At 71.7% G+C, this 22,056-nt stretch carries 28 protein-coding genes and 1 tRNA gene; 13 read left to right on the top strand and 16 right to left on the bottom strand.

All coding sequences use genetic code 11. The features are described from left to right. Positions 1-422: ATP-dependent Clp protease proteolytic subunit (locus tag ACFE60_RS08515; RefSeq protein WP_375388421.1), on the bottom strand; the 422-nt coding region annotated here is incomplete at its 3' end. A 199-nt stretch (positions 423-621) separates the two neighbouring features. Between ACFE60_RS08515 and ACFE60_RS08510 the strand changes: the two genes are divergently transcribed. Genes ACFE60_RS08510 through mnhG form a run of 6 tightly spaced genes read left to right on the top strand, consistent with a single transcriptional unit; the run spans position 622 to position 6,832 of the window. Continuing rightward, positions 622-3,501, top strand: a complete 2,880-nt coding sequence (locus ACFE60_RS08510; RefSeq protein ID WP_375388419.1) for a Na+/H+ antiporter subunit A — start codon at positions 622-624, stop codon at positions 3,499-3,501. Next, positions 3,498-3,974, top strand: a complete 477-nt coding sequence (locus ACFE60_RS08505; RefSeq protein WP_375388418.1) for an NADH-quinone oxidoreductase subunit K — start codon at positions 3,498-3,500, stop codon at positions 3,972-3,974. The genes ACFE60_RS08510 and ACFE60_RS08505 overlap by 4 nt, the downstream gene beginning before the upstream one ends. After that, the gene (locus ACFE60_RS08500; protein ID WP_375388417.1) at positions 3,971-5,521 is read left to right on the top strand and encodes a Na+/H+ antiporter subunit D; all 1,551 of its coding nucleotides are present in this window, start codon (positions 3,971-3,973) and stop codon (positions 5,519-5,521) included. Before ACFE60_RS08505 ends, ACFE60_RS08500 begins: the two co-directional genes overlap by 4 nt. Continuing rightward, positions 5,518-6,066, top strand: coding sequence for a Na+/H+ antiporter subunit E (locus tag ACFE60_RS08495; RefSeq protein ID WP_375388416.1), 549 nt, complete (start codon positions 5,518-5,520; stop codon positions 6,064-6,066). The genes ACFE60_RS08500 and ACFE60_RS08495 overlap by 4 nt, the downstream gene beginning before the upstream one ends. Continuing rightward, positions 6,063-6,482 carry a monovalent cation/H+ antiporter complex subunit F gene (locus ACFE60_RS08490; protein ID WP_375388415.1) on the top strand — a complete coding sequence of 140 codons (420 nt, stop codon included), beginning with the start codon at positions 6,063-6,065 and terminating at the stop codon, positions 6,480-6,482. Before ACFE60_RS08495 ends, ACFE60_RS08490 begins: the two co-directional genes overlap by 4 nt. Beyond that, entirely contained in the window at positions 6,479-6,832 is a 354-nt protein-coding gene (mnhG, locus tag ACFE60_RS08485; RefSeq protein WP_375388414.1) for a monovalent cation/H(+) antiporter subunit G, read from the top strand. Before ACFE60_RS08490 ends, mnhG begins: the two co-directional genes overlap by 4 nt. A 256-nt stretch (positions 6,833-7,088) precedes the next feature. Here mnhG and ACFE60_RS08480 read toward each other — a convergent pair whose 3' ends face one another. The 7 genes from ACFE60_RS08480 to ACFE60_RS08450 all read right to left on the bottom strand — a co-directional run bounded on the left by ACFE60_RS08480 (position 7,089) and on the right by ACFE60_RS08450 (position 11,760). After that, a complete protein-coding gene (locus tag ACFE60_RS08480; RefSeq protein WP_375388413.1) occupies positions 7,089-7,550 on the bottom strand; it encodes a GNAT family N-acetyltransferase in 462 nt (153 codons plus the stop codon). Then, positions 7,547-9,010, bottom strand: a complete 1,464-nt coding sequence (gene tig, locus ACFE60_RS08475; protein ID WP_375388412.1) for a trigger factor — start codon at positions 9,008-9,010, stop codon at positions 7,547-7,549. The genes ACFE60_RS08480 and tig overlap by 4 nt, the downstream gene beginning before the upstream one ends. 60 nt (positions 9,011-9,070) lie before the next feature. Then, positions 9,071-9,147, bottom strand: a tRNA-Pro gene (locus ACFE60_RS08470). 141 nt (positions 9,148-9,288) lie between these two features. Next, a complete protein-coding gene (locus ACFE60_RS08465) occupies positions 9,289-9,762 on the bottom strand; it encodes a Dps family protein (RefSeq protein WP_375388420.1) in 474 nt (157 codons plus the stop codon). A gap of 129 nt (positions 9,763-9,891) precedes the next feature. After that, complete coding sequence (locus ACFE60_RS08460) at positions 9,892-10,410, bottom strand: DoxX family protein (protein ID WP_375388411.1); 519 nt, start codon at positions 10,408-10,410, stop codon at positions 9,892-9,894. Positions 10,411-10,482: 72 nt separating this feature from the next. Next, a complete protein-coding gene (locus ACFE60_RS08455) occupies positions 10,483-11,079 on the bottom strand; it encodes a PepSY domain-containing protein (RefSeq protein WP_375388410.1) in 597 nt (198 codons plus the stop codon). Between the two features lie 282 nt (positions 11,080-11,361). After that, complete coding sequence (locus ACFE60_RS08450) at positions 11,362-11,760, bottom strand: hypothetical protein (RefSeq protein ID WP_375388409.1); 399 nt, start codon at positions 11,758-11,760, stop codon at positions 11,362-11,364. A gap of 77 nt (positions 11,761-11,837) precedes the next feature. Between ACFE60_RS08450 and ACFE60_RS08445 the strand changes: the two genes are divergently transcribed. Together ACFE60_RS08445 and ACFE60_RS08440 are read left to right on the top strand one after the other, a co-directional pair. Continuing rightward, on the top strand, positions 11,838-12,032 hold the full coding sequence (locus tag ACFE60_RS08445; RefSeq protein ID WP_375388408.1) for a hypothetical protein: 195 nt from the start codon (positions 11,838-11,840) through the stop codon (positions 12,030-12,032). Between the two features lie 28 nt (positions 12,033-12,060). Continuing rightward, positions 12,061-12,291 carry a hypothetical protein gene (locus tag ACFE60_RS08440; RefSeq protein WP_375388407.1) on the top strand — a complete coding sequence of 77 codons (231 nt, stop codon included), beginning with the start codon at positions 12,061-12,063 and terminating at the stop codon, positions 12,289-12,291. A 75-nt stretch (positions 12,292-12,366) separates the two neighbouring features. Here ACFE60_RS08440 and ACFE60_RS08435 read toward each other — a convergent pair whose 3' ends face one another. The 4 genes from ACFE60_RS08435 to ACFE60_RS08420 form a co-directional block, all read right to left on the bottom strand. Beyond that, positions 12,367-12,594 (bottom strand): hypothetical protein, encoded by a 228-nt coding sequence (locus ACFE60_RS08435; protein ID WP_375388406.1) that lies wholly within the window; start codon positions 12,592-12,594, stop codon positions 12,367-12,369. Positions 12,595-12,688: 94 nt separating this feature from the next. Beyond that, positions 12,689-13,816 carry a hypothetical protein gene (locus ACFE60_RS08430; RefSeq protein ID WP_375388405.1) on the bottom strand — a complete coding sequence of 376 codons (1,128 nt, stop codon included), beginning with the start codon at positions 13,814-13,816 and terminating at the stop codon, positions 12,689-12,691. Positions 13,817-13,970: 154 nt separating this feature from the next. After that, entirely contained in the window at positions 13,971-14,210 is a 240-nt protein-coding gene (locus ACFE60_RS08425) for a hypothetical protein (RefSeq protein ID WP_375388404.1), read from the bottom strand. Positions 14,211-14,244: 34 nt separating this feature from the next. Continuing rightward, on the bottom strand, positions 14,245-14,904 hold the full coding sequence (locus tag ACFE60_RS08420; protein WP_375388403.1) for a hypothetical protein: 660 nt from the start codon (positions 14,902-14,904) through the stop codon (positions 14,245-14,247). Positions 14,905-15,112: 208 nt separating this feature from the next. On the opposite strand from ACFE60_RS08420, the gene ACFE60_RS08415 reads away from it, so the two are divergent. From ACFE60_RS08415 to ACFE60_RS08405, 3 genes are all read left to right on the top strand, one after another. Then, a complete protein-coding gene (locus ACFE60_RS08415) occupies positions 15,113-15,769 on the top strand; it encodes an HNH endonuclease family protein (RefSeq protein WP_375388402.1) in 657 nt (218 codons plus the stop codon). A 252-nt stretch (positions 15,770-16,021) separates the two neighbouring features. After that, positions 16,022-16,915, top strand: a complete 894-nt coding sequence (locus tag ACFE60_RS08410) for an AbiV family abortive infection protein (RefSeq protein ID WP_375388401.1) — start codon at positions 16,022-16,024, stop codon at positions 16,913-16,915. Between the two features lie 216 nt (positions 16,916-17,131). After that, the gene (locus tag ACFE60_RS08405) at positions 17,132-17,773 is read left to right on the top strand and encodes a restriction endonuclease (RefSeq protein ID WP_375388400.1); all 642 of its coding nucleotides are present in this window, start codon (positions 17,132-17,134) and stop codon (positions 17,771-17,773) included. Positions 17,774-17,851: 78 nt separating this feature from the next. On the opposite strand, the gene ACFE60_RS08400 is transcribed toward ACFE60_RS08405, so the two are convergent. Together ACFE60_RS08400 and ACFE60_RS08395 are read right to left on the bottom strand one after the other, a co-directional pair. Further along, a complete protein-coding gene (locus ACFE60_RS08400; RefSeq protein ID WP_375388399.1) occupies positions 17,852-18,067 on the bottom strand; it encodes an integrase core domain-containing protein in 216 nt (71 codons plus the stop codon). A gap of 90 nt (positions 18,068-18,157) precedes the next feature. Continuing rightward, on the bottom strand, positions 18,158-18,424 hold the full coding sequence (locus tag ACFE60_RS08395; protein ID WP_375388398.1) for a hypothetical protein: 267 nt from the start codon (positions 18,422-18,424) through the stop codon (positions 18,158-18,160). A gap of 648 nt (positions 18,425-19,072) precedes the next feature. Between ACFE60_RS08395 and ACFE60_RS08390 the strand changes: the two genes are divergently transcribed. Together ACFE60_RS08390 and ACFE60_RS08385 are read left to right on the top strand one after the other, a co-directional pair. Beyond that, positions 19,073-19,540, top strand: a complete 468-nt coding sequence (locus ACFE60_RS08390) for a hypothetical protein (RefSeq protein WP_375388397.1) — start codon at positions 19,073-19,075, stop codon at positions 19,538-19,540. 175 nt (positions 19,541-19,715) lie between these two features. Next, positions 19,716-20,219 (top strand): hypothetical protein, encoded by a 504-nt coding sequence (locus ACFE60_RS08385; protein WP_375388396.1) that lies wholly within the window; start codon positions 19,716-19,718, stop codon positions 20,217-20,219. A 23-nt stretch (positions 20,220-20,242) separates the two neighbouring features. On the opposite strand, the gene ACFE60_RS08380 is transcribed toward ACFE60_RS08385, so the two are convergent. Both ACFE60_RS08380 and ACFE60_RS08375 read right to left on the bottom strand, forming a co-directional pair. Continuing rightward, on the bottom strand, positions 20,243-21,025 hold the full coding sequence (locus ACFE60_RS08380; protein ID WP_375388395.1) for a hypothetical protein: 783 nt from the start codon (positions 21,023-21,025) through the stop codon (positions 20,243-20,245). Between the two features lie 182 nt (positions 21,026-21,207). Continuing rightward, on the bottom strand, positions 21,208-21,549 hold the full coding sequence (locus ACFE60_RS08375) for a hypothetical protein (protein WP_375388394.1): 342 nt from the start codon (positions 21,547-21,549) through the stop codon (positions 21,208-21,210). Between the last annotated feature and the right edge of the window lie 507 nt (positions 21,550-22,056).

Here is a 22,056-nt window from a genome sequence, read left to right as displayed (position 1 = left end):
GCGAGCCGGTTCTTCATGTCGATGATCAGCTGCGCCTGCGTCTGGATGTCGGACGAGGTGCCGCCGAAGCCGCCGGAGGGCTGGTGCAGCAGCACGCGCGCGTTCGGCGTGATGTACCGCTTGCCCTTCGTGCCGGCCGTCAGCAGGAACTGGCCCATGGAGGCGGCCATGCCGATGCCGACGGTGACGATGTCGTTCGGGACGAACTGCATCGTGTCGTAGATCGCCATGCCGGCCGTGATCGAGCCGCCGGGCGAGTTGATGTACAGGTAGATGTCCTTCTCGCTGTCCTCGGCGGCGAGCAGGAGCAGCTTGGCGGCGATCTCGTTCGCGTTCTCGTCGCGAACCTCGCTGCCGAGCCAGATGATCCGATCGCGCAGGAGGCGGTCGAAGACGCTGGGGGTCGGGCTGAAGTCGGCCATTCGCAGCACTTCCATTCAGGTCGGGGTGAAGCGTGAGCACCACGGTAGTGATCGGCCCCCGGGCCTACTGCGCTGTTCGCCGTCGGCGTTGCACCGCCCGATCCCACGGGTCGGGATCGGGGCACGGCCGGTAGACTCGGGGCGGCCGTCCGGTCCTCCGACGGCGTCCGACCCCCGCCTCGAACGACGGGAGCCCGCCGTGTTCGTGCTGCTGCTGCTCTTCGGGGCCGCTGCGATCGTGCTGCCCTCGGCGACCCGCCGGCTCGGCACGAGGGCGTTCCTGATCGGCGCCGTGCCGCCGGCGGCCGCGTTCGTCTTCACGCTCACGCAGACGTCGTCCGCCCTGGAGCGCGGCGTGCAGGAGCGGTTCGCGTACCTGCCGCAGCTGGGGTTCGCCCTGGATCTGCGGCTCGACGCCCTCTCCTGGACGCTGTCCCTCGTCGTCACCGGCGTCGGCGCGCTGGTGCTGCTCTACTGCGTCTCCTACTTCCACGACGACGAGCAGGCGCTCGGCCGGTTCGCCGCGACGCTCACGGCGTTCGCCGGCGCCATGTACGGGCTGGTGCTCGCCGACGACGTGTTCCTGCTCTTCACCTTCTGGGAGCTGACGAGCGTCCTGTCCTACCTGCTGATCGGGCACTACACCGACCGCCGGGCCAGCCGCGGCGCGGCGCTGCAGGCGCTGCTCGTGACGACGCTGGGCGGCCTCGCGATGCTGGTCGGGCTGGTGCTGCTGCAGGACGCGGCGGGGCGGTCGACGCTGTCCGGCCTCGTCGCCTCACCTCCTCCGCTCACCGATCCCCTGGCGGTCGTCGGCGTCGCGCTCGTGCTGGCCGGCGCCGTGACCAAGTCCGCGATCTGGCCGTTCTCGTTCTGGCTGCCCGGCGCCATGGCCGCGCCCACGCCGGTGTCCGCGTACCTGCACGCGGCCGCGATGGTGAAGGCCGGGGTCTACCTGGTGCTGCGGCTCGCGCCCGCCTTCGCGGCGGCGCCCGGCTGGCGGGAGACCCTCGTCAGCCTCGGGTTGATCACGATGGTGCTCGGCGGCATCCGCGCGCTGCGCGAGCACGACCTGAAGCTCGTGCTCGCGGGCGGCACCGTCGCGCAGCTCGGCTTCCTCATGATCGTGTGCTCGCTCGGCACCGCCGCGAGCCAGACCGCGGGGCTCGCGCTGCTCGTCGCGCACGCGCTGTTCAAGTCGACGCTGTTCCTCGTGACCGGCATCGTCGACCACGCGGTCGGCACCCGCGACCTGCGGCGCATCTCGGGACTCGGGAGGCGCCTGCCGGTCCTCGCCGTCACCGCGGGGCTCGCGGCCGCGTCGATGGCGGGCCTGCCGCCGCTGCTCGGCTTCGTGACGAAGGAGGCCGCGCTCATCGCGCTCGGGGAGGGGCCGCAGCCGTGGTCCGCGATCGGGCTCGCCGGCGTCGTGGTGGGGTCGGTGCTCACCGTCGCCTACGCCCTCCGGTTCGTGTGGGGCGCCTTCGCGACGAAGCGCGTCGTCGTGCAGACCGAGATCGACCCCGAGCGCGCCGCCTTCCTCGCGCCGCCGCTGCTGCTGGCGCTCTCTGGTCTGGTGCTCGGCCCGCTCGCCGGCCCGGTGGTCGAGCCGGCCGCGGTGGCTGCCGCGCGCGGCATGCCCGGCGAGGCAACGCACCTGGTGCTGTGGCACAGCCTCACGCCCGAGCTGGGGCTGTCCGTGCTGACGATCGGCGGCGGCCTGGCGCTGTTCCTCCTGCGCACCCGCCTCGCTCCCGTGCTGCAGGCGGCCCGGCTGCCGGGCACCGGGGAGGGCGGCTACCAGCGGACGCTGCGCGCCCTCGACTTCTCCGCCACCCGCGCGACGGCTGCGATCCAGACCGGGTCGCTGCCGCGCTACCTCGCGATCATCCTCACCGTGTTCGCGGGCGGCACCGCGGCCGTGCTGCTCTCGACCGGGATCCTCGCCGTGCCCCGCCTGTTCGCGACGTGGGGCCAGGTGGTGACGGCGGTGCTGATGTCCGTCGCCGCGATCGCGGCGACGGTGGCCGGCAAGCGGTTCCAGGCGGTCGTGCTGGTCGGCGTGACCGGTCTCGGCATGGCCGTGCTGTTCGGGCTGCAGGGCGCCCCCGACCTCGCGCTGACGCAGGTGCTCGTCGACCTGGTCACCCTCGTCGCGTTCGTCCTGGTGCTCCGCCGCCTGCCCGCCCGGCTCGGCGTCGCGCACGCCGCCACCACCCACCCGCTGATCCGGGCGGCGCTCGGGATCGCGGTCGCCGCCGTGATGGTCGCGATCGTGCTGAGCACGCTCGCCGCGCGCACGGCCACCCCGATCTCGACCGAGTTCGAGCGGCTGGCGGTGGAGGTGGGGCACGGCGCGAACGTGGTGAACGTCGTGCTGGTCGACATCCGCGGCTGGGACACCTTCGGCGAGATCACGGTTCTCGTGGCCGCCGCGACCGGCGTCGCGAGCCTCGTCTTCGTCGGCGGCCGCGTGGACCGCCTCCCGGCGCTCCGCGGGCACCGCCGGCGGCTGTTCCGGCGGGACGCCGTCGACCCGGAGGTGACGACCGGCACCTGGCTGCTCGCGGGCAGGACCCTGCAGCCGCGGTACCGCTCGATCCTGCTCGAGGTCGCGGTGCGGCTGATCTTCCACGCGCTGATCGTGGTGTCGGTCTACCTGCTCCTCGCCGGCCACAACGCGCCGGGCGGCGGCTTCGCCGGGGGGCTGGTCGCCGGACTCGCGCTGACCGCCAGGTACCTCGCGGCCGGCCGGTACGAGCTGGGGCTCGCCGCGCCGCTCAACGCCGGCGTGCTGCTCGGGCTCGGGCTCGTCATCGCGACCGGCACGGTCGCCGTGCCCCTGCTGCTCGGCGAGGCCGCGCTCACCTCCGCCTACCTCGGCGCGGATCTCGGCTGGTTCGGCACGATCTCCTTCAGCACCTCGTCGATATTCGACATCGGCGTGTACCTCATCGTCGTCGGCGTCGTGCTGGACGTGCTCCGGTCGCTCGGCGGCGAGGTCGACCGCGCCTACGAGGAGAGCACGGCCGAGGAGAGCGCCGCCGAGGCCCAGCGCCCCGAGGCGGCTCGGCGATGAGCGTCTCGGTCGCCCTGCTCGGCGCGATGGCCGTGCTCTACGCGTGCGGCGTGTACCTGCTGCTCGAGAAGAGCGTGACGCGCATCATCATCGGGATCCTGCTGATCGGCAACGCGACGAACCTGCTGCTGCTGTCGCTGTCGGGCGTGCCGGGAGGGCCGCCCATCGTCCCCACCGGCACGGCCGCCACGTCGCTTCGCGACGCGTCGGAACCGGCCGGCGTGGGCCCCGGCTCGCTCGGGCCCCCCTCCGACCCCCTGCCGCAGGCGCTGATCCTCACCGCGATCGTCATCACCTTCGCGGTCTCGGCGTTCCTGATGGCGCTCGTCTACCGGTCGTGGCGCCTCGCCCAGGAGGACCGGGTCGAGCGGGACGAGGCGGACGTCGCCGTGCGAGCGGGCGAGCAGCCCGAGCCGGAGGCGGCGAGCGCCGACGAGGAGAGCGAGTTCGACCGGCCGGGAGGGGACGCATGACCGCCCTCGTGCCGCTCGTCGTGATCGTGCCGATCCTGGGCGCCGCCGTCGCGATGCTCTTCTCCCGCCGCCCGCGCCTCCAGCGGCTGATCGCCGCGGTCGCGCTGACGGCGGTGCTCGGCATCGGCATCGCGCTGATCGCGGCCGTCGCGGACGGCACGATGCTCGTGATGCAGGTCGGCGGCTGGTCCGCGCCGTTCGGCATCTCGCTCGTCGTCGACCGGCTCTCGGCGCTCCTGCTCACCGTGTCGGCCGCCGTGCTGCTCGCGGTCCTCGTGTTCTCCATCGGCCAGGGCATCGCGGACGGCGACGACCGGGAGGCGCCGGTCTCGATCTTCTACCCGGCGTACCTCGTGCTGGGCGCCGGCGTCTTCGACGCGTTCATCGCGGGCGACCTGTTCAACCTCTACGTCGGCTTCGAGATCCTGCTGGTGTCGAGCTACGTGCTCATCACCGTCGGCGGCACCGAGCCGCGCATCCGGGCCGGCACCACCTACGTCGTGGTGAGCCTGGTCTCCTCCACCCTGTTCCTCGCCGCGGTCGGGGCGATCTACGCCGCGACCGGCACGGTGAGCATGGCCCAGATCGCGGAGCGGGTCGCGCAGCTGCCGCCGGGCGTGCAGATCCTGCTGCACGTGATGCTGCTCACCGCGTTCGGGATCAAGGCCGCCGTGTTCCCGCTGTCGTTCTGGCTGCCGGACTCCTACCCGACGGCGCCGGCCCCCGTCACGGCCGTCTTCGCCGGCCTGCTGACCAAGGTCGGCGTCTACGCGATCCTGCGCACCGAGACGACGCTGTTCCCGGGGCCGGAGCTGAACCCCCTCCTGCTGCTGATCGCGATGCTGACGATGGTCGTCGGCGTGCTGGGCGCGATCGCGCAGGCGGACATCAAGCGGATGCTGTCCTTCACCCTGGTCAGCCACATCGGGTACCTGATCATGGGCGTCGGTCTGGGCACCGCCGCGGGCACGGCCGCCGCGATCTTCTACACGGTGCACCACATCGTCGTGCAGACGACCCTGTTCCTGACCGCTGGGCTGATCGAGCGGCGGGCGGGGACCACGACGATCACCCGCGTCGGGGGCCTGCTGGCGGCGTCGCCCCTGCTGGGCGCCCTCTACCTGATCCCGGCGCTCAATCTCGGCGGCATCCCGCCCTTCTCCGGCTTCCTCGGCAAGCTGGGCCTGCTGGAGGCGGGCGTCGCGGCCCACGACCCCCTCACCTACGTCGTCGTCGGGGTCGCGACCGCGACCTCCCTGCTCACGCTCTACCCCCTGGTGCGGGTGTGGAACCTGTCCTTCTGGCGTCCCATGCAGCAGGTCGCGGAGGGGTCCCGCCTCACCCGCGAGCTGCACGAGGACCCGTTCCGCCCCGAGACGGTCGACTCCCGAGCGCTCGCGAGGCCGATGGTGCTGGCCACCGGCGGGATGGTCGTGCTCGGCCTCGCCATCACCGTGCTCGCCGGGCCGCTCTACGCCTACGCGACGGAGGCGGGCGCGACGCTGCAGGACTGGGACGTGTACGTGCGGGGGGTGCTCGGCCGATGAGCGGGTCGAGGGCCCGTACCGGCCGCTGGAGGACCGGGGCTCCCCTGGTGCTCGGGCTGGTCGTGCTGTGGCTGATGCTGTGGCGGTCGGTCGAGCCGCTCACGATCCTGACCGGCCTGGTCACGGCCGTCGTGGTGGTGCGGGTGTTCGAGCTGCCGCCGGTGCCGCACGTCGGCCGGTTCCGGCCGATCGCGGCGGTCGCGCTGCTCGGCTGGCTGCTCGGCTCGGTCGTCGTCGCGTCGGTGCAGGTCGCCGGTCAGGCGTTCGCCGCGATCGCGCCGTCGCGCCGGCCGCGCTCCGGCGTCATCGCCGCGCAGCTGCGCACCCGCGACGACCTCGTGCTGTCCCTGGCCGGGATGATCACGTCGCTGATCCCCGGCACGGTGATCGTGGAGGTCGATCGCGCGGAGTCGATCCTCTACCTCCACGTGCTGCGAGGCGGCACCCCGGAGCAGCTGGAGGCCGCCCGCCGCTCCGTCCTCGCGGCCGAGCGCCGCATCGTGCGGGCCATCGGCTCCCCCGGCGAGCAGGGGGTGGTCGCGTGAACCTCCACGGCGTGCTGCTCGCGCTCGTCGGCGCGCTCTTCGCGGTCGGCGCCGCGCTCACCGTGTACCGAGTCGTGCGCGGCCCGACGATCCTCGACCGGATGATCGCGTCGGACGTGCTGCTGACGACGATGACGCTGGTGCTCGGCGCGGTGATGGCGCTGCAGCGGCGCACGGACCTGCTGCCGGTGCTGCTCGTGCTGGCGGGCACGTCCGCGTTCGCCACGATCGCGGTCGCTCGGTCGGTGTCGAAGCACGACCGCTCGGAGGCCGATCAGACCGGTAGGGATCCGCTCGCGACCGTGCCGGACGCGAAGGGCGTGCTCGAGCGGGCGCAGGAGCAGGTCGCTGGCCTCGACGACGCCGGGCTCGACCTCGACGACCTCCGGCCGACCGGCGGGCGGGACGACGCGTGACGATCGTGACCGACGTCCTGCTGCTCGTCGCAGCGCTGCTCACCGTCGCAGCCGGCGTCGGCCTGCTGCGCTTCGGCGACGCGCTCTCCCGCCTCCACGCGGCGACGAAGCCGCAGGTGCTCGGGCTGCTCTGCGTGCTCGCGGCGATCGCCGTCGGCAACGGCCGCTGGGACCTGGTTCCCGCCCTCGTCCCGGTGGCCGCGCTGCAGCTGATCACCATCCCGGTGTCGGCGCACATGATCGCGCGCGCCGCGTACCGGACCGGCAACTACCGCGGCGATCTGCTCACCACCGACGAGCTGGCGCCCGCCGTGGAGGCGGCCGCGCAGCGCGACGAGTCCCAGGACTGATGAGCCGCCCGCCTCCGAGCGCTTCAGCAGGACTCAGCACGCAGAGCAGGACAGAACGCGCTAGCGCGTTTCGTCCTGCTGAAGCCGTTCTGTCCTGCTGAAGCACTCGCCCTGCGAAGGCGGGCCCGGATGCCCGAAGCGCCCTCCGAGCGCCTCAGCAGGACAGATCGCGGTCAGCAGGACACAACGCGCGTTCTTGTCCTGCTGAAGCCGTTCTGTCCTGCTCAAGCACTCGCCAGGGAGGCGCCGCGTGGACTCAGGCCGGGGCCCACCGCATGCGGAGGTCGGGGGCGCCCTCCTCGTTGTCGCCGGGGGTGCCGCCGACGACCCGGAAGCCCCGCCTCGAGTAGAACCCCTGCGCACCGGTGTTGGTCGTGAACACCCACAGCGTCAGACCACGCGGACGCCGTGCCCTCGCGTGCATCAGCAGCGCATCCCCGACACCGCGGCGCTGGGCGACGGGGTCGACGTACAGGTCGGCGAGCAGGTCATCGCCCTCGAGCACGGCGTAGCCGACCGGCTCGCCGTCGATGCGGGCGAGCCATGCCTCCGCAGCCGGGAGCACGTCCCGCAGCAGATGCGGGAGGAGGTCCTCGTCGGCGTGGACGGGCGGCGGGAACGCCGGACCGGCCGCGGCGCGAGCACGGAGGTGGATGCGCGCGAGGGCGGGTGCATCGTCTGCACCCGCCCTCGTGAGCTCGATCGAGTCGGAGATCACGCCTCGGGCGCGACCTCCGGCTCGGTCTCGGTGGTAGCGGCCTTGCTCCGCGACGTGCGCTTCGGCTTCTCCGGAGCGGTCTCCGCCGCGAGGGCCTCCGCCTCGGCGACGACCTCCGCCTCGGCGTCCGCGATCTGCTCGACGGGCTCGTCGGTCTCCTCGTCGGCGACGTCCGCCGGCGCGTCGGCGACGATGAAGTCGCTCAGGTCGACCGCGGCACCCGTGGTGTCCACGACCTCGACCTTGCCGAGCAGCACGCCGATCGCCTTGCTGCGCGCGACCTCGCCGAACATCGACTGCAGCTGGTTGTTCTGCTGCAGCACCTCGATGAACTCCTGCGGCTGCATGCCGTACTGCTGGGCGGACTGCACGACGTACTGCGCGAACTCGTCCTGCGAGACGCCGATCTGCTCCTGCTCCGCGACCTTGTCGAACAGCAGCTGGGTGCGGAAGGCCTTCTCGCTGGCCTCGGTGACCTCGGCGCGGTGCTCGTCGTCCTCGAGCCGGCCCTCGCTCTCGAGGTGGCGGTGCACCTCGTCCTCGATCAGCGCGGGCGGGACCGGCACCTCGACCTTCGCGAGCAGCGCGTCGGCGACCTTGTCCCGCGCCTGGGAGACCTGGGCGAACCGGCCCTGCTGCTCGACCTGGCGCACGACGTCGGCCCGCAGCTCGTCCAGGGTGTCGAACTCGCTGGCCATCTGCGCGAAGTCGTCGTCGAGGTCCGGCAGTTCGCGCTCCTTGACGGCAAGGATGGTGACGGCGATCTCCGCCTCCTCGCCCTCGTGGTCGCCGCCGAGCAGGGTCGACGCGAACGTGGTCGACTCCCCCGCGGTCAGCGACTCGAGCGCCTCGTCGATGCCCTCGATCAGCTCGCCGGAGCCGATCTCGTAGGAGATCGCGCTGGCGGTGTCGACCTGCTCGCCGCCGATGGTGGCCAGCAGGTCGATCTGCACGAAGTCACCCGACCTCGCGGGGCGCTCGACGGTGCTCAGCGTGCCGAACCGCCCGCGCAGCTCGTCGAGCTGCTTGGCGACGTCCTCCTCGGACGCCTCCACCGGGTCGACGGTCACGGTCAGGCCGCTCAGCTCGGGCAGCTCGATGTCGGGGCGCACGTCGACCTCGACGGTCAGCTCCAGGTCGCCCGAGAAGTCCTTCGCGTCCGGCCAGGCGGTGATGTCCGCCTCCGGCCGGCCCAGCGGCTGGATGTCGTTCGCCGCGACGGCCTCGCGGAAGAAGGTGTCGATGCCCTCGTTGACCGCGTGCTCGAGCACGGCGCCGCGACCGACGCGCTGGTCGATGATGGGCGGCGGCACCTTGCCCTTGCGGAAGCCGGGGATGGAGACGTCCTCGGCGATGTGCGTGTACGCGTGGGCGATGGAGGGCTTCAGCTCCTCCGGCGGCACGGAGATGGCGAGCTTGACCCGCGTCGGGCTCAGCTTCTCGACGGTCGTGGTGACCATGGGCGTGTTCCTCGATCCTTCGTTCACAAGTCTCGGCTGCGCATCCGGACGCGCCTTCGGTGGTCGGGGCGACAGGATTCGAACCTGCGGCCTCCCGCTCCCAAAGCGGGTGCTCTACCAAGCTGAGCTACGCCCCGCGGAGGCGTCCCGCGAGGGAGCGCCGCGGTGAAGCCGGAAACGACCGGCGGAGAGTCTAGCGAGTCGGGAGCCGCCTGCGCCCCGGTCGCGCCCGAGGGGCCGGCCCGGCGAGCGGGTCGGCCCCTCGGCGCGACGCGGCGTCAGTCCGTCGCGAGGTGCGCGGCGAGGAACCAGCGGTCCTCGACGAGTCCGCGCTCGATCTCGATCGCGACGTCCTGGCTGTTCAGGTCGATGTCGTCGAGCCCCTCGACGGCCTCCCGCACGACCGCGACCGCGGCATCGATCTGCGCGACGACCTGCTGGATCATCGGGCCGTAGTTCTGGAACCCGTCCTTCATCTCCGGCAGCGGGTTCCTGGCCGCGATCGTCGTGAGGCGGGCGTCGACCGGCAGGCCCAGGGCGACGATGCGCTCCGCGGCCAGATCGGCGTACTTGCTCGCGTGCTTCACGACCTTGTCCAGCAGCTCGTGCACGGCGATGAAGTTCTCGCCGCGGACGTGCCAGTGGGCCTGCTTGCCGTCGATCGCGAGCGCCTGCATCGCGATCACGACGGGGGCGAGGAACTGCTGCGTCCCGTTGATGTCCTCGGCGCTGGCCTGGGTCTGGTCGAGCACCGGCTCTGCCTTGGCCTCGACGTTGGTGGGCGATTCGACGTTGCTCACGTGGCGGTCCTTCCGTTCGTCAGTCGATGATCCTGCCCACAACGTCTGGGGGCGCCCCGTATGCCCGCTGTGCCCGGACGCTCAGGCGGACGGGGCCTCGGCGGCGGGTTCCGGTGCCGCGCGCTTCGCGTACTCCGTCACGGCGTACGAGCCCGCGATGCCCCCGGCGAGCGCGACCAGCCCGCCCGCCACGCCCCAGCGCGACCGGCCGAGCAGGCCGTCGAACGAGATCGGGCCGGGACCCTCGGCCGCGATCGCGACGATCGCCGCCGTGAGCACGGCGTTGAACTCCCAGCCGCCCTTGCTGTTCCAGACGCCGTTCTTCAGGTGCACCTTGCGCACCGCCGTCACCATCGTCGCGATCAGCGCGGCGCCGGCCGCGGGGGTCGCGGCGCCCAGCGCGAGCGCCGCTCCGCCGAACGTCTCCGCCGAGGCGACGGCGATCGCGTTCTGGCGGGCCGGCCGGATGTCGAGGGAGCGCATCATGCCCTCGACGCCGTCGAGGCCGGGGCCTTCGAACGCGCCGACGAGCTTCTGCAGGCCGTGCCCGACGAACAGGCCGCCGACCGTCGCGCGGAGGAGAGTGGTGCCGAACGTCATCGCGGGTGCCTTCCGTCGGGGATCGTCCCCCGACGCTAGGAGCGGGAAGATGGGCGGTCCCTCGGAGCGGGATCAGGAACCCGTCGCGGGGGTCCGCTCCGCGTCGGCGCGGTCCAGCAGGACCGAGCCGTTGACCGCGTCGATCCGCACGTCGTGCCGCACCCCCTCCGGGTCCAGCACGTCGCCCTGCCAGACCACCCGGTCCTCGTAGTCGTCGAGCTCGATCCCGGTCACCCGGCCGCCAGGGACGGCGGCGAGCATCCGCCGCTGCGCCGCATCGAGCGCCACGGACGCGGCGGCCACCTGAGCGCGGTTCGCGGACTCGGCGTTCGCGTCCGTGCTGTCGGCGCTCGGTCCGGCGAGGACGGTGCCGTCGCGCGCCAGGTGCACCTCCTGCACGGTGCCGTCGCTCAGCACGACCCGGACGTCCCACTCCGTGCCGGCGGACTCGTCCTCGACGGAGACGACGGTGCCCTCCCCGACCTCGCGCACGGCGAGCGCGGCGATCGCCGCGACGGAGGGCCCCGGCGTCGCGGTCGGCGTGGGGACCGCGGTGGCGGAGGCGGAGGGGATCGCGGGCAGCGCGACCGGCTGCGTGCAGGCGGCGAGGGCCAGCACCGTGAGCGGGGCGGCCGCGGCCAGCGTCAGGATGCGGGCGGGTCGGCGCATGGTGTCTCCTCGGCGGGGGCTCCACATCGAACCGGTGCTCGCCGAGCGTTCGCTGCACACGCTCCGTGGTCGGAGCCCGAGCTCTGCGGTCCCAGCCGAGGACGGAGGGCCCCGAGCTCCTTCAGCAGGAATCTTCGAGTACGACGGCAGGAAGAAGTCACGACAGCAGGAGGTTCGGGGCCGGTTCTTCCTGCCGAACGTGATCCTTCCTGCTGACGTGCTCGACGGCTCCGACTCCTGCGGGCGGAGCCGGGGCGGGACCGGAGCCGGGAACGACCGAGGTCAGAGCCCGAGGACCGAGGGCGGCGCCACCGGCACCACCCCCTCCGCGAGCCGGAGCAGCGCAGGATCCAGCGCGACGAGCGCGTCCGCCTGCAGCCGCGTGACGGCGAGGTACGTGGCGGGCACCGGGTCGTCGAGCCCGAGTTCGGCGGCGATCCGCCAGGCGGTCCGTAGGGAGACCTTGTCGCCGAGCACCCGCATCGGGGTCCCCGCGATGGCGTGGATCAGCTCGATGCCGTCGCGCTCCTGCCGCTCCCCCGCTGCGACCTGGCGGTAGACGATCCGGAGCGCGTCGGATCGCATCGTCGCCGGCGCGACCAGCTGGGCGCCCTCCTGCGCACCCCTGCCCTGCTCGGCGAGGCGGATGGCGACCAGCGCGTCGATGCCGAATCGGGTCATGCCTGATCGTACGGATCGCGCCCGACACCGCTGCGGAGGGGCGCGACGCCCGATCCATGCGGTGGCAGGATGCCGCGATGGGCGTCATCCTCACGATCCGGCACTCGATGGGCCTCATCGGCCCGGACGACGGCGGGCTCGCCTCCGCGCTGCGGAACGTCGGCCAGCTGGAGCGATACGGCGCGATCGTCGCCGAGGACCCGATCGAGCGGATCGGCACGCAGGCGCCGAGCCCGTCCCCCGCCACGCTGCCGGCGGACCTGGACCGCTGACGCGATCGTGACGGCGCGACGATCGGCCGTGGTGCTGGCGCTCGGCCTGCTGGTGGTCATCGCCGGCGTGGTCGTGCTGGTCAGCACCCCGTTCCCGTTCGCGTTCGGATGGACCGCCTACTCGCCGCTCAGCGACGTGACCTACAGCCCCGCGCCGCCCCGCTTCAGCCTGGTGCTGATCGCGGTCCTGCTGGTGGGCGGCGGGTTCCTCAGCGGCATCGCGGCGGGGTCGCTGCGGCGGTCGCGGCGGCGCAGCTGAGGTCGCGCAGCGCAGTCGTGCAGCGGGAGGACGGCCGGCGAGCGTCTGCGCGCGCCGACCGTCCCGCCGCCTGTCCTACTTCGCGCCGGCCTGCGACAGCTCGTAGAGCGCGACCGCGGCCTGGAAGTACTTGTTCTTGCCGAGGTCCGCGACGGTCTTGACGTTGAACGCGGCCTTCAGCGCCTCCGCGTCGGAGGGGCTGACGCCGGCCAGGGCCTCGACCGGTGCGTCGAGGATCTCCTGCAGGGAGGACGACTCGTAGGCCTTGTCGAGCAGGCTGTCGAGGTTGACGGAGACGGGCATGTGGTTCCTTCCGATGGGGTCACGACCGTGACGACCGTCACGATCGACCTGCTGGGTGACGCTCCGCTGAACGCGCTGCCAGCCTGGCACGCGGTCAGGAGCCGTCGAGCGACGCCCGCGCCAGGACGACGGACCAGCGCACCCCGCGGTCGCCCGAGACGTCGAGGAAGAAGGTCTCCGACGCGGCGCCGACGCTCTCCCGCACGAACTGGCGCGGCTCGGCGGCGCAGGTGAACTGCAGGACCGCGCCGCGGAGCGCGACGTACACCGCTCCCCTCCCCTGGCAGACGACGCCGACGTAGACGCCGCTGCTCTTCAGGAGGTTCGGCTCGTGCAGCACGGGCCCGTCGGCGCTGCTGTACACGGCCGCGGCGGTGCCCGGCACCGACGGCACGGGGAGGCGGGTGGTCGCGGTGGTCCGGTACCCCGTCACCGAGCGGGCGATCGCGACCGCCTGGTCGTCGGTCCAGCGCCGCTCCGGCCCGCTGTCGAGCCGCACGCTGATCGTCTGCCGGGCGTTCGGCGTCCACTGCACCGTGCGCTGCGTGCCGGCTCCGCTGCCGGTCCGGTACACGGTCGCCGGGGAGCCTCCGATGTCGGTCTGGCGCACGATCCGGCCGTACGGGCCGGCGGTCCGGACCGACGCGGGCGGCTGCACCAGCAGCGTCAGCCCGGCGCCGTCCTGGACCGACCAGGCCCGGGACACCGCGCGGGTGTCGCCGGAGTAGCCCATGATCGCGGTGCGGAACGGCTTCGGCGGGTTCGGGACGTCCGGGTAGTCGCTGCTCACGAGCAGCCGCGGCGACCTCCCGGACCGCGCGTCGACGAGGCGGCGGTCGCCGAGCGGCGCCCGCAGCCGCACCTCGTACGGACTCGGGGAGTAGGCGATCGCCGCGCACATCGGGTCGGCGCCGCGGGCCTCCTGGTAACCCGCGACCGAGACCCGGACCTCCGAGTCGGTCTCCACCGCCGACAGCCGCAGCACGGGCGGCCCGCACGGCCCGCCTCCCCGGTCCGAGCCGGTCGCGAAGACCGTGAGCACGCGCGAGGACCGCGTCGGGATCGACGCGAGCGACCACGGCTGCAGCCCGTCGTACGGGATCGCGGCGCCGGTGACCTCGACGCTCGGCGGGAAGCTCGCCGCCGGGGTGCCGCCGCCCGAGCACGCGGCGAGCGCGACGAGCAGCACGACCGCCGCGGCGCCTCCGACGACGGCCCGCACGCCGCGTCCTCGCGGAGACCTGCCCACAGCAAGCAGTGTGCGCCGGGACCCGGATCCGCTCAACGGTCGGCGTCGTGCCGTTAGCGTGCCGTGATGCGCAGCGCCCGGCCGGAGCGCGGGCGCGACGGGTGCAGGCTGAGCGGGTTCCCTGGGATCAGGCCCGGCTCCAGACCCCGTCCTCGTCGATGCCCCACTCGTCGCGGATGCGGCGCGCCTCCCGCCACTGCAGGTAGGTGTAGCCGGTGAGGAACGCCTGCGCGACGATGACCATGATCGGCAGGACCCGTCCGGAGACGGTCTCGGACATCAGCGCCAGCACGACGCAGGCGGCGGCGAGCAGGGCATGCCCTCGCCACAGCCAGACGCTGCGTCCCCAGATGCGATCGCGGCTCATGGCGGAATGGTAGCCACGTCACCGGAACACGTGGTCAGCGGACGGCGATCGGCCCGGTCATCGTGGAGCGCGGAGCCTGGCTGATGGTCGACCGGCGCCGCGTCCACGCGGCGAGCGGCACCAGCACGGCGCCGATCGCGAACGCGAATGGGATGACGGCGAGCTGCGGGCCGGCGTCCGGCGCCGCGCCGCCGAGCGCCGCTTCCGGGCCGAGCAGCCAGGCGGCGCCCGCCGGCGCAGCGCTCGTCGCCGCCAGCAGCACGAGTGCGGTCACCCGCGCACGGATGCGCGGAGCGCCCCGCGCCACCAGCACGACCTGCCCCAGCACCGCGACCACGGCGGTCGCCGGTGCGACCAGGTTCGCGGTCGCCAGGAAGTCGGCGCCGCGGGCGGTCGGTCCGCCCTGCAGCGCGGCGAGCGCGTCGTGCGCGAGCGCGACGGAGGTCCCCACGAGCATCGAGCCGACGTACAAGGCTTCCCGGTGGCGGATCAGCCGTCTCCCGAGCAGGCGGTGCACCTCCGGCTGCGCGAGGGTGAGCACGACGGCGATCACCGCGAACGCGCCGGCGAACGGCAGGAAGATCGCGCCCGTCCCGTTCGTCGCGGAGGTCAGCAGCAGGCCGCTCGCGAAGATCGCGCTCGATGCGATGAGCGCGACGCTCAGCACCCGCGCGACGCGCGACAGCCCGGACATGCGGCGACCGTATCCATCCGCGGCATCCCGCGCCTGACCCAGATGGAGGGACGGGCGGCGCGTCACTGAGGCGCTGCGTCCGGCGCCCAGGACAGGGCGGGGCTGGTCGGGGCGGCCGGTCCCCGCTACCGTCGTGCAGCCCTTCCCTCCCGTCCGAGGAGTCCTCATCCGGTCACGCTCCCTCTCGCTCCTCGCCACTGCCGCCTCGGTGGTCGTGCTCGTCGCCGGCCCCGTCCATGCGGCCGACGCGGCACCGAAGACCGTCTCGGCGAGGTCCCTCCTGGCGCAGCTGCGGGTCGCGCAGCCCGACTCCGCGCACCGCTACCAGCGAGCGGAGTTCCACTACGACGACGAGTGGGACGCGGACGGCGACGGCTGCTACACCCGCAAGGAGGTGCTGATCAGGGACGCGATCTCGATCGACCACGTCTCGAGGTCGTGCGCGGTGTACGGCAGGTGGCGCAGCCTCTACGACGGCAGGATCACGAGCAACCCGAACACGCTGGAGGTCGACCACCTCGTGCCGCTCGCGGAGGCGTGGCACGCCGGCGCCTGGAGCTGGTCGAGCCGGAAGAAGATCGCGTTCGGGAACGACCTCGGCTACCGGTGGGAGCTGCAGCCGGTCACGGCCTCCCTGAACCAGGCGAAGGAGGACGACGACCCGGCCGGCTGGATGCCGCCGAAGAACCGCTGCACCTACGTCGCGGCGTGGATCGGCGTGAAGGCGCGCTGGCACCTCACCGTCGACCCGGCGGAGAAGGCCGCACTCGTGCGCTGGCTGGACCGCTGCGGCGACGTGAAGGTGCAGCGGCCGGGCACGCCGGACGTCGCGAAGCTGTCGGCGGGCGGGCCGCTCGAGGACTGAGCGCGGGCATCTTCGCGTGCGGAGAGGATGATGGAAATCGAACCCGCACGACTGCTGCGCGGTAGATCGGGCCCTCCGATCGACCGCGAAGTTCTTCATAGCCTCAGTCCTCCTCTCGCGTGCAGGGTGCGGAAGCGCGAGCAACGGTGAGCGGAGGCTGCGCTGTGGCGTCAACTGCACGAGGCGAATTTCACCGACTCAACCGCTTCCGGGAGTTCCGTCGATGAACGACACCTACCGCTAGAACGAGGCATGTATGGCCGCCACGCCGGGAGGGCGTCGAGCGATCAGTACCTGCCCAGCACAAGGTTGCTTGTGGTCATCAGGAAGCTGCCGGATCTCAGCCCGGCTCAGGTGGTTCGGCTGCAGGACGAGTTGCTTGCCAACGCCGACCAGTTGTTCGGCGCTGCCGCAACTCTCGTGCAAGCCGGCGCTGTGCGGCTTGCACGGTCTCTTGCAATCCTTGGACTCGAGGAGTCGGGCAAGGCGATCGCAGTGCACGAGCGGCGCGCGCAGATGGCGTTCATCGCAGAGGGATCTTCCTTCCGATGCAAGGCGCTCGACGAGTTATGGGCCAGCCACGAGAACAAGTTGGCGGCGGTGTACCAGTTTCTCGTGGAGGAGCGGTACTGGTTCGGCACTGGACCGACGGATCCTGCCGAGACCGAGACGATTCTCGGATCGGTCCAAGCGTGGTCGCGGCGAAACTCGAAAGCCAAGGAACGGGGCTTTTACGTCGAACTCGACAGTCAGGGCGGTGTCATCACGCCGAGGGAGAACCTAGAGGCCGAGGAGGTCGAGAAGGTGCTCGATCGCGTTCATCAGATTGGGTGGCAGCTCCGGATGGGCGAACACATCGAAGGCAAGCGCCAAGACGAGCTTGAGGCGGGTGTCGCGGGAGAGCCAAATGTTGGGGACGATTGGCTTGAGTCAGCCGTGGTGGATCCGGACCTTTGCAGGGAGATGCAACTCGCTGTTCGTCAGGGTGTCCCCGGCGCGCCGCTCCACAACGCTTCGTATCGCTTCAATCCGCCAGGAGCGGACACCAACCCCTTCCGAAACGTGGGATCGCCGGGGTACGAGGCGGAGGACCGTGAGCTAGCGGCGCTGTGGTTCGAGGAGTACGGCGAACCTGAGCAGGGCTGAGGGATCTCGTCACGTTCTTTCGTGAGCATGGATCCCATCTGGGACTTCACCAGCCCTTCTGGCGCTGCGCGCCGCAGGAGGAATGTGACTCCGGCGGAGGTGGCGTGGGACTTCCGAGTCAGGTAGTTGCTCGCAGTTGCGTCGCGTGACCCCAGAGCAGGGCACATGCGCGTGGAGAACTCGTTGCCAGGTGCCAATGGTTCCTACCGTGCTCACATGGCCCAGCAGCAATCGACCCAGGCCCGAGACATTCACCTCGGGCTGGGCTCCGCCGTCGGCTTCATCGCCGTGCTGCTCGTCGGGTTCCTGACCTACTACCGGACCCTCGACATCTCCCAGTTACACGTGTCGGGCGATGCCCTTCAAGCGGCGTGGGTTCTTGCTGCACTCATAGCCGTTGTTGGCCTGGCACTGGACATCGTGCGCGGAGTCCGACAGCGGAAGGCCGCGATTGAGCGGGAACGCGCTTGGCACACGCAGGTGCCCGGCGAGCCGGTGCTGACCTGGCAAGCCGCGGAGTGGATGGCGGCGCGTCACATGCGCGCTTACGGGTTTTCGGATGCCCGTGTGACGCAGGTTGGCGCGGACGGCGGCATCGACGTCATCTCGCAGTGGGGCGCCGCGCAGGTGAAGTTCTATGCGAACCCGATCGGGCGCCCAGACGTGCAGAAACTCCGCGGCGCCGCGCACGGAGCGCAACGTGCGCTCTTTTACGCCCTGAGTGGCTTCACGCCCTCCGCGGTGCAGTTCGCGGACGAGGCGCAGGTCTCGCTCTGGCAGTTCGATCAGCGCGGCATGGTGTGGGCCGTGAATTCTTGGGCCAAGGCGTACAAGAAGCCGGAGCAGGCGACGACCTAGTTGTGCTGCCCAGGCGGCTGGTCAGTCTGCTGATGGGTGGTTTTCGCCGATCGCGGTGCGGGGTCGTTGGTGGTCGTACTAATGGACGCTCGCGGGGAGGGCTGCTCGGCGGCCTGATTCGCTGTTGAAGTGGCGGCGGTAGGCCCAGCCGTCGGCGAAGGTGCGGTGGAACCGTTCGATCTTCCCCTTCGTCTGCGGGCGGAGGGGTCGGGTGAACTTCGGGATGATCTCGAGGTCGCGGCAGGCGACACGCGGGGCGTACGATCGGTACGCGGAACCGTTGTCGGAGAGCACGCGCTACGGTGACCTCGCGTGCGGCGAGTCAGCTCGTCGCGCGTCGGAGGACGCCGATGGCGGTGACTGCTCGTTCCCGTGCATCTCGGCCTAGGCGACGCGGGAGTGGTCGTCGATCACGTGGACGAACGCGGTGCCCAGCGCCACGTCGCCAGCAATGCCGCGCTTGCAGGTCTTCCTCGGGATGACGGACCGATTCCGGTAGCCCTTGGCGCGGCCGACATAGCGCCAGTCGCCGCCGTTGGGGATGTTGCCGAGTTTCTTCACATCGACATGGATCAGCGCGCCCGACGTCTCGTTTCGCCGGATCTCGTCGATGGAGAGAGAAGGGGGTAAGTTGCGCGTCTCGAATCTCAAGCACCTTGAGCGCGAAACTCTCAACGACCGACTGGTCTCTCTTCGCCGAACATCGTGGGGCAAGGGTGGGGCACGATGTCCCGATTGACCTTCGGCCGACACCTATGTCTCGGCGAACCACCTGATGAGGCGCATGTCTTTGCGGAGGGGATGACGGGAATCGAACCCGCACCACCAGTTTGGAAGACAGATATAGCGGTCCCGTGGATATGCGGAACTACCGCGGAACCACGCGGATTCTGCGTCAGCGTGCGTCGCTCTGCGTCGGCGTGTCGCACCCCCTTCTGGCACGGAAGTGGCACGAACTGGCACGAAACCTGGGAGTTCACCTCCCCCCACCCCTCCCGACTTGTTGACCGCCCGGGGCTGGCAACGCTGCTCGTCCTGACGCGCGGCCGGAGGTTGCCGAGTTTCGGGACGGGCGTCCTCCCCCACGCGCGCGGCTCGGCCGATATGGTCTGCGTCTCGTCTGTTCCAAGGAGTCCCGTGCGCGCAGCTCGCTGTTCCTCATTTGTCGTCGTCCCGCTAATCGCCGCCGTGCTTGCCGGGTGCACCGCTTCACCGTCTGACGGCGCAGGCACGACAAAGAGCGTGTCGACTACTGCTGCACCGACCGCAATCCCCACGCCGTCGCCGACACCGACAGACGTGGGCCCCAACTTCGTGCCCGTCCGTGCCGATGACAGCAAGCCGTTTGGCGCGTACTACATCTATTCGCCGAACGAAGAGGATCGGATGAAGTACAGCCGAGACATCATGATCGAAGTCGATAAGGCGGGCACCTACAAACCGGGCGAGTACGTCAACGTTCAAGGCGCGAAGGCGAAGACCTACGCCCGCTACGAGATAATCGTGAAGAACAACACGAAGGTAACGCTCACGCCTTCATCGTTCGAGATCACAGCTCAGGACGGAGATACCGATGCCGGGCGCCTGACCGACAGCAAGACGGCCGACACCCCGTCGAGCCCGATTCGGCCGGGCCGGTCCTTGCGCTGGTTCGTCGTCTTCGGCAACGACGCCGGCTCACCCGCAGTCAGCATCAACCCAACAATTCCAGACGAGTCGGGCACATACGACTTCACCCTCCTCGGAGTCGGAACTTATTCGGACTGACGGCGAACGACCCGCCGCAGCCCTCCGGGAGATGCGAGGGCCGCCGTGCGGGCACCTCCGTGCGGGGACAGAACGCCGCGAGCGCTCGCGGGCGACGCCCGCTCGGGGCCCTCGTCGCGGAGAAACGCCGCCCACGTGAGCATCGGGAATTGTCACCCGTAGCACCGTGGCGACCATGAGCGAGAGCGTGGAGCGGTCGGTCCGGGCGGACGCGGCGGCGCGCGCAGAACAGGCCTGGCTGCTCAGGGTCGGCGGCGCCACATGGGAGGAGATCGCCGAGCAGGTCGGGTTCGCGCATGCGACGAACGCCGCGAGGGCGGCGCAGCGGTACGGGGACCGGCTGCCGCGGCCCGACCTCGAACACGTTCGGCAGGTCCTCCGGGCTCGCGCTGAATGGTTGTGGAGGGCGGCCCAGCAGGACGTGACCGATCAGCGGCCGGGGGCGGTGCGTGCCGCCGCTGCGGTGCTGCAGCGGATCAGCGCGTTCGAGGGCACGGACCGGCCGGTGCAGGTGTCGGTCGGCCCGTCGCCGGAGATGTTCGAGGCGGTCGTCAACTCGATGGTCGCTCACCAGCGGGGCGCTGGCGCCGCGGTCGAGGTGGACGTCGTGGCCGACCTGGAGGAACTGGAGGCGGTCGACTGGGACACCGCGGACGGGGACCCGACTGCGGAGGACTGATCCGCTCCGCAGCCGGGCCGTCGTCACCACAGCGCCGTCAGCGGGTCGACCGGTGCGGCCGCCTCAGCGGCCCGGTACTTCCGCCCGAGCCGGGCCTCCGCGAGTCGACGGCGGATCGGGTCGACGACGAGCCCCGGGTTCGAGACGTGGGCTTCATCGCGGAGCACGTCGAGCGCCTCCCGGCTGAAAACCCACGGCCGCGCTTCCGCGTGCCGGTCGTCCGCCGTGCCGACCTCGACGAACAGCCGCATCCGACCGGCCGTTGACGTGAGCATGCGGGACCAGCGCATCCCGGCCATAGCGGCGAGCGCGACGAGACGGACCTGTGTTTGGTCGAACGGGTCGACCCCGCGGAGCAGGCCCGTACATGCCTCGCAGGTCGCCGACCTACTGCCATCTGCCCACGCCCACCCCCGCAGCCGAGTCCAGCGCGTCGACCTCCCGCAGCCGCAGAGAGCGCACCGACCAGCCCGGCACCGTTTCGGGCGGCGGGCCGCGAGGATGCGGTCGACCTCCGCAGCGAGCGCGGTCCGGTGCGCCGTCGTCACCCAGCCGAACGGCGTACGCCCGCGGTAGTCGGCCGCTTCCGCCGTCAGCGGCACGCCCGACGCGGCGGCGAGCGCCTGCACGTCCGCCTCCGTCAACCCGTCAACGGAGAACCCGCCGACCTGCTCGACCAGCCAGCCGCGCACCGGCTGACAGGCGACGTGCCGACGCGACCAGGGCCGCTCGTCCGCCTCGAACGAGGGCAGGCCGTCGGGTCCCCGCAGCCGCCGCACCTCACCGGGCTGGTACGTCGTCGGCACGTCTGCGGTCCACGCCGCGTCGGGTTCCCCACGCCGTCGGCGGGCACCGCACAACCGGCACGCCTGAACCTCTACCGGGAGCCGCACGACCGCGACGCTCGACCACCTCGGGCCGGTCGGTGTGCGCGCCGGCTGGTCCGCCCAGCTGCCCCGGCTCCAATCGATCATCCCGCCGTTGTCGCTCATCGGTCTTCCTTCCTCGGTTCGGTCGCCTGCTCCACCGTGCAGAGCGGGCAGAGCCGGAGCAGCACGACGACGCTCCCGGCGGGGACCTCCCAGACCCGCGACGGCGGGTCCATCGGGGCGGCGCACACCGAGCACGGCCCCGCCTCCGTCCACGCCGCCGTCGCCCCGGACGCGGCGTGGCACTCCCAGCAGGCGGACGTCCGGTCCCGCGGCGTCGCGAGCTGCGAGCGAGCCTTGTGGGGGCACGGTCCGCGGTACATCGCCCACCAGCCGCGCAGCACCCGCCGGATCTCCGGCCCCATCGCGGACTCCACGATGTCCGGCTCGGCCTCGGTCACGATCCGACCCCCGAACCGCTCCGCTGGGGGCTAACGATCAAGAAACGGGGAGGCACGCCCGTGTCCATCCCACCGGCGCTCCGAGCGTGGCACGGGAAGAGCGCCCGTGCCCTGCCCTGCGCGTCGGCGTGACGGAAACGGGCTCGGAGCCGCACATGCGGCTGTGCCGCCCCAGCACGGGAGCAGGCAGTCCAGGGGCGGGCGCAGCCCGATCGCGCAGCGACGCCGGAGGCGACCTTGACGGCCGGGAACCCGGAGAACACCCTCCCGCGCTGCTCTTCCGACAGCGGAGGAAGGGCTGCCGCCCGGCGAGGGCTGCTCGTGCCGTTCACTGGGTCCGCCCGCGGGCCGTGAACCGGCGTTCGCCGCCCACCGTCACCACGCGGATCACGCCCGCGACGTGCAGCGCGATCGCGCGGTCGATCACCGTCGCCGCCGGGTACCCGACAGCCGCGAGCAGCTCAGCACCGGTCGACGGCCCGAATCGCAGCAGCTCGGAAACGATCT

This window comes from uncultured Amnibacterium sp., assembly GCF_964245895.1.
Classification (GTDB): Bacteria; Actinomycetota; Actinomycetes; order Actinomycetales; family Microbacteriaceae; genus Amnibacterium.
This window is presented reverse-complemented; position numbering and strand designations above follow the sequence as displayed.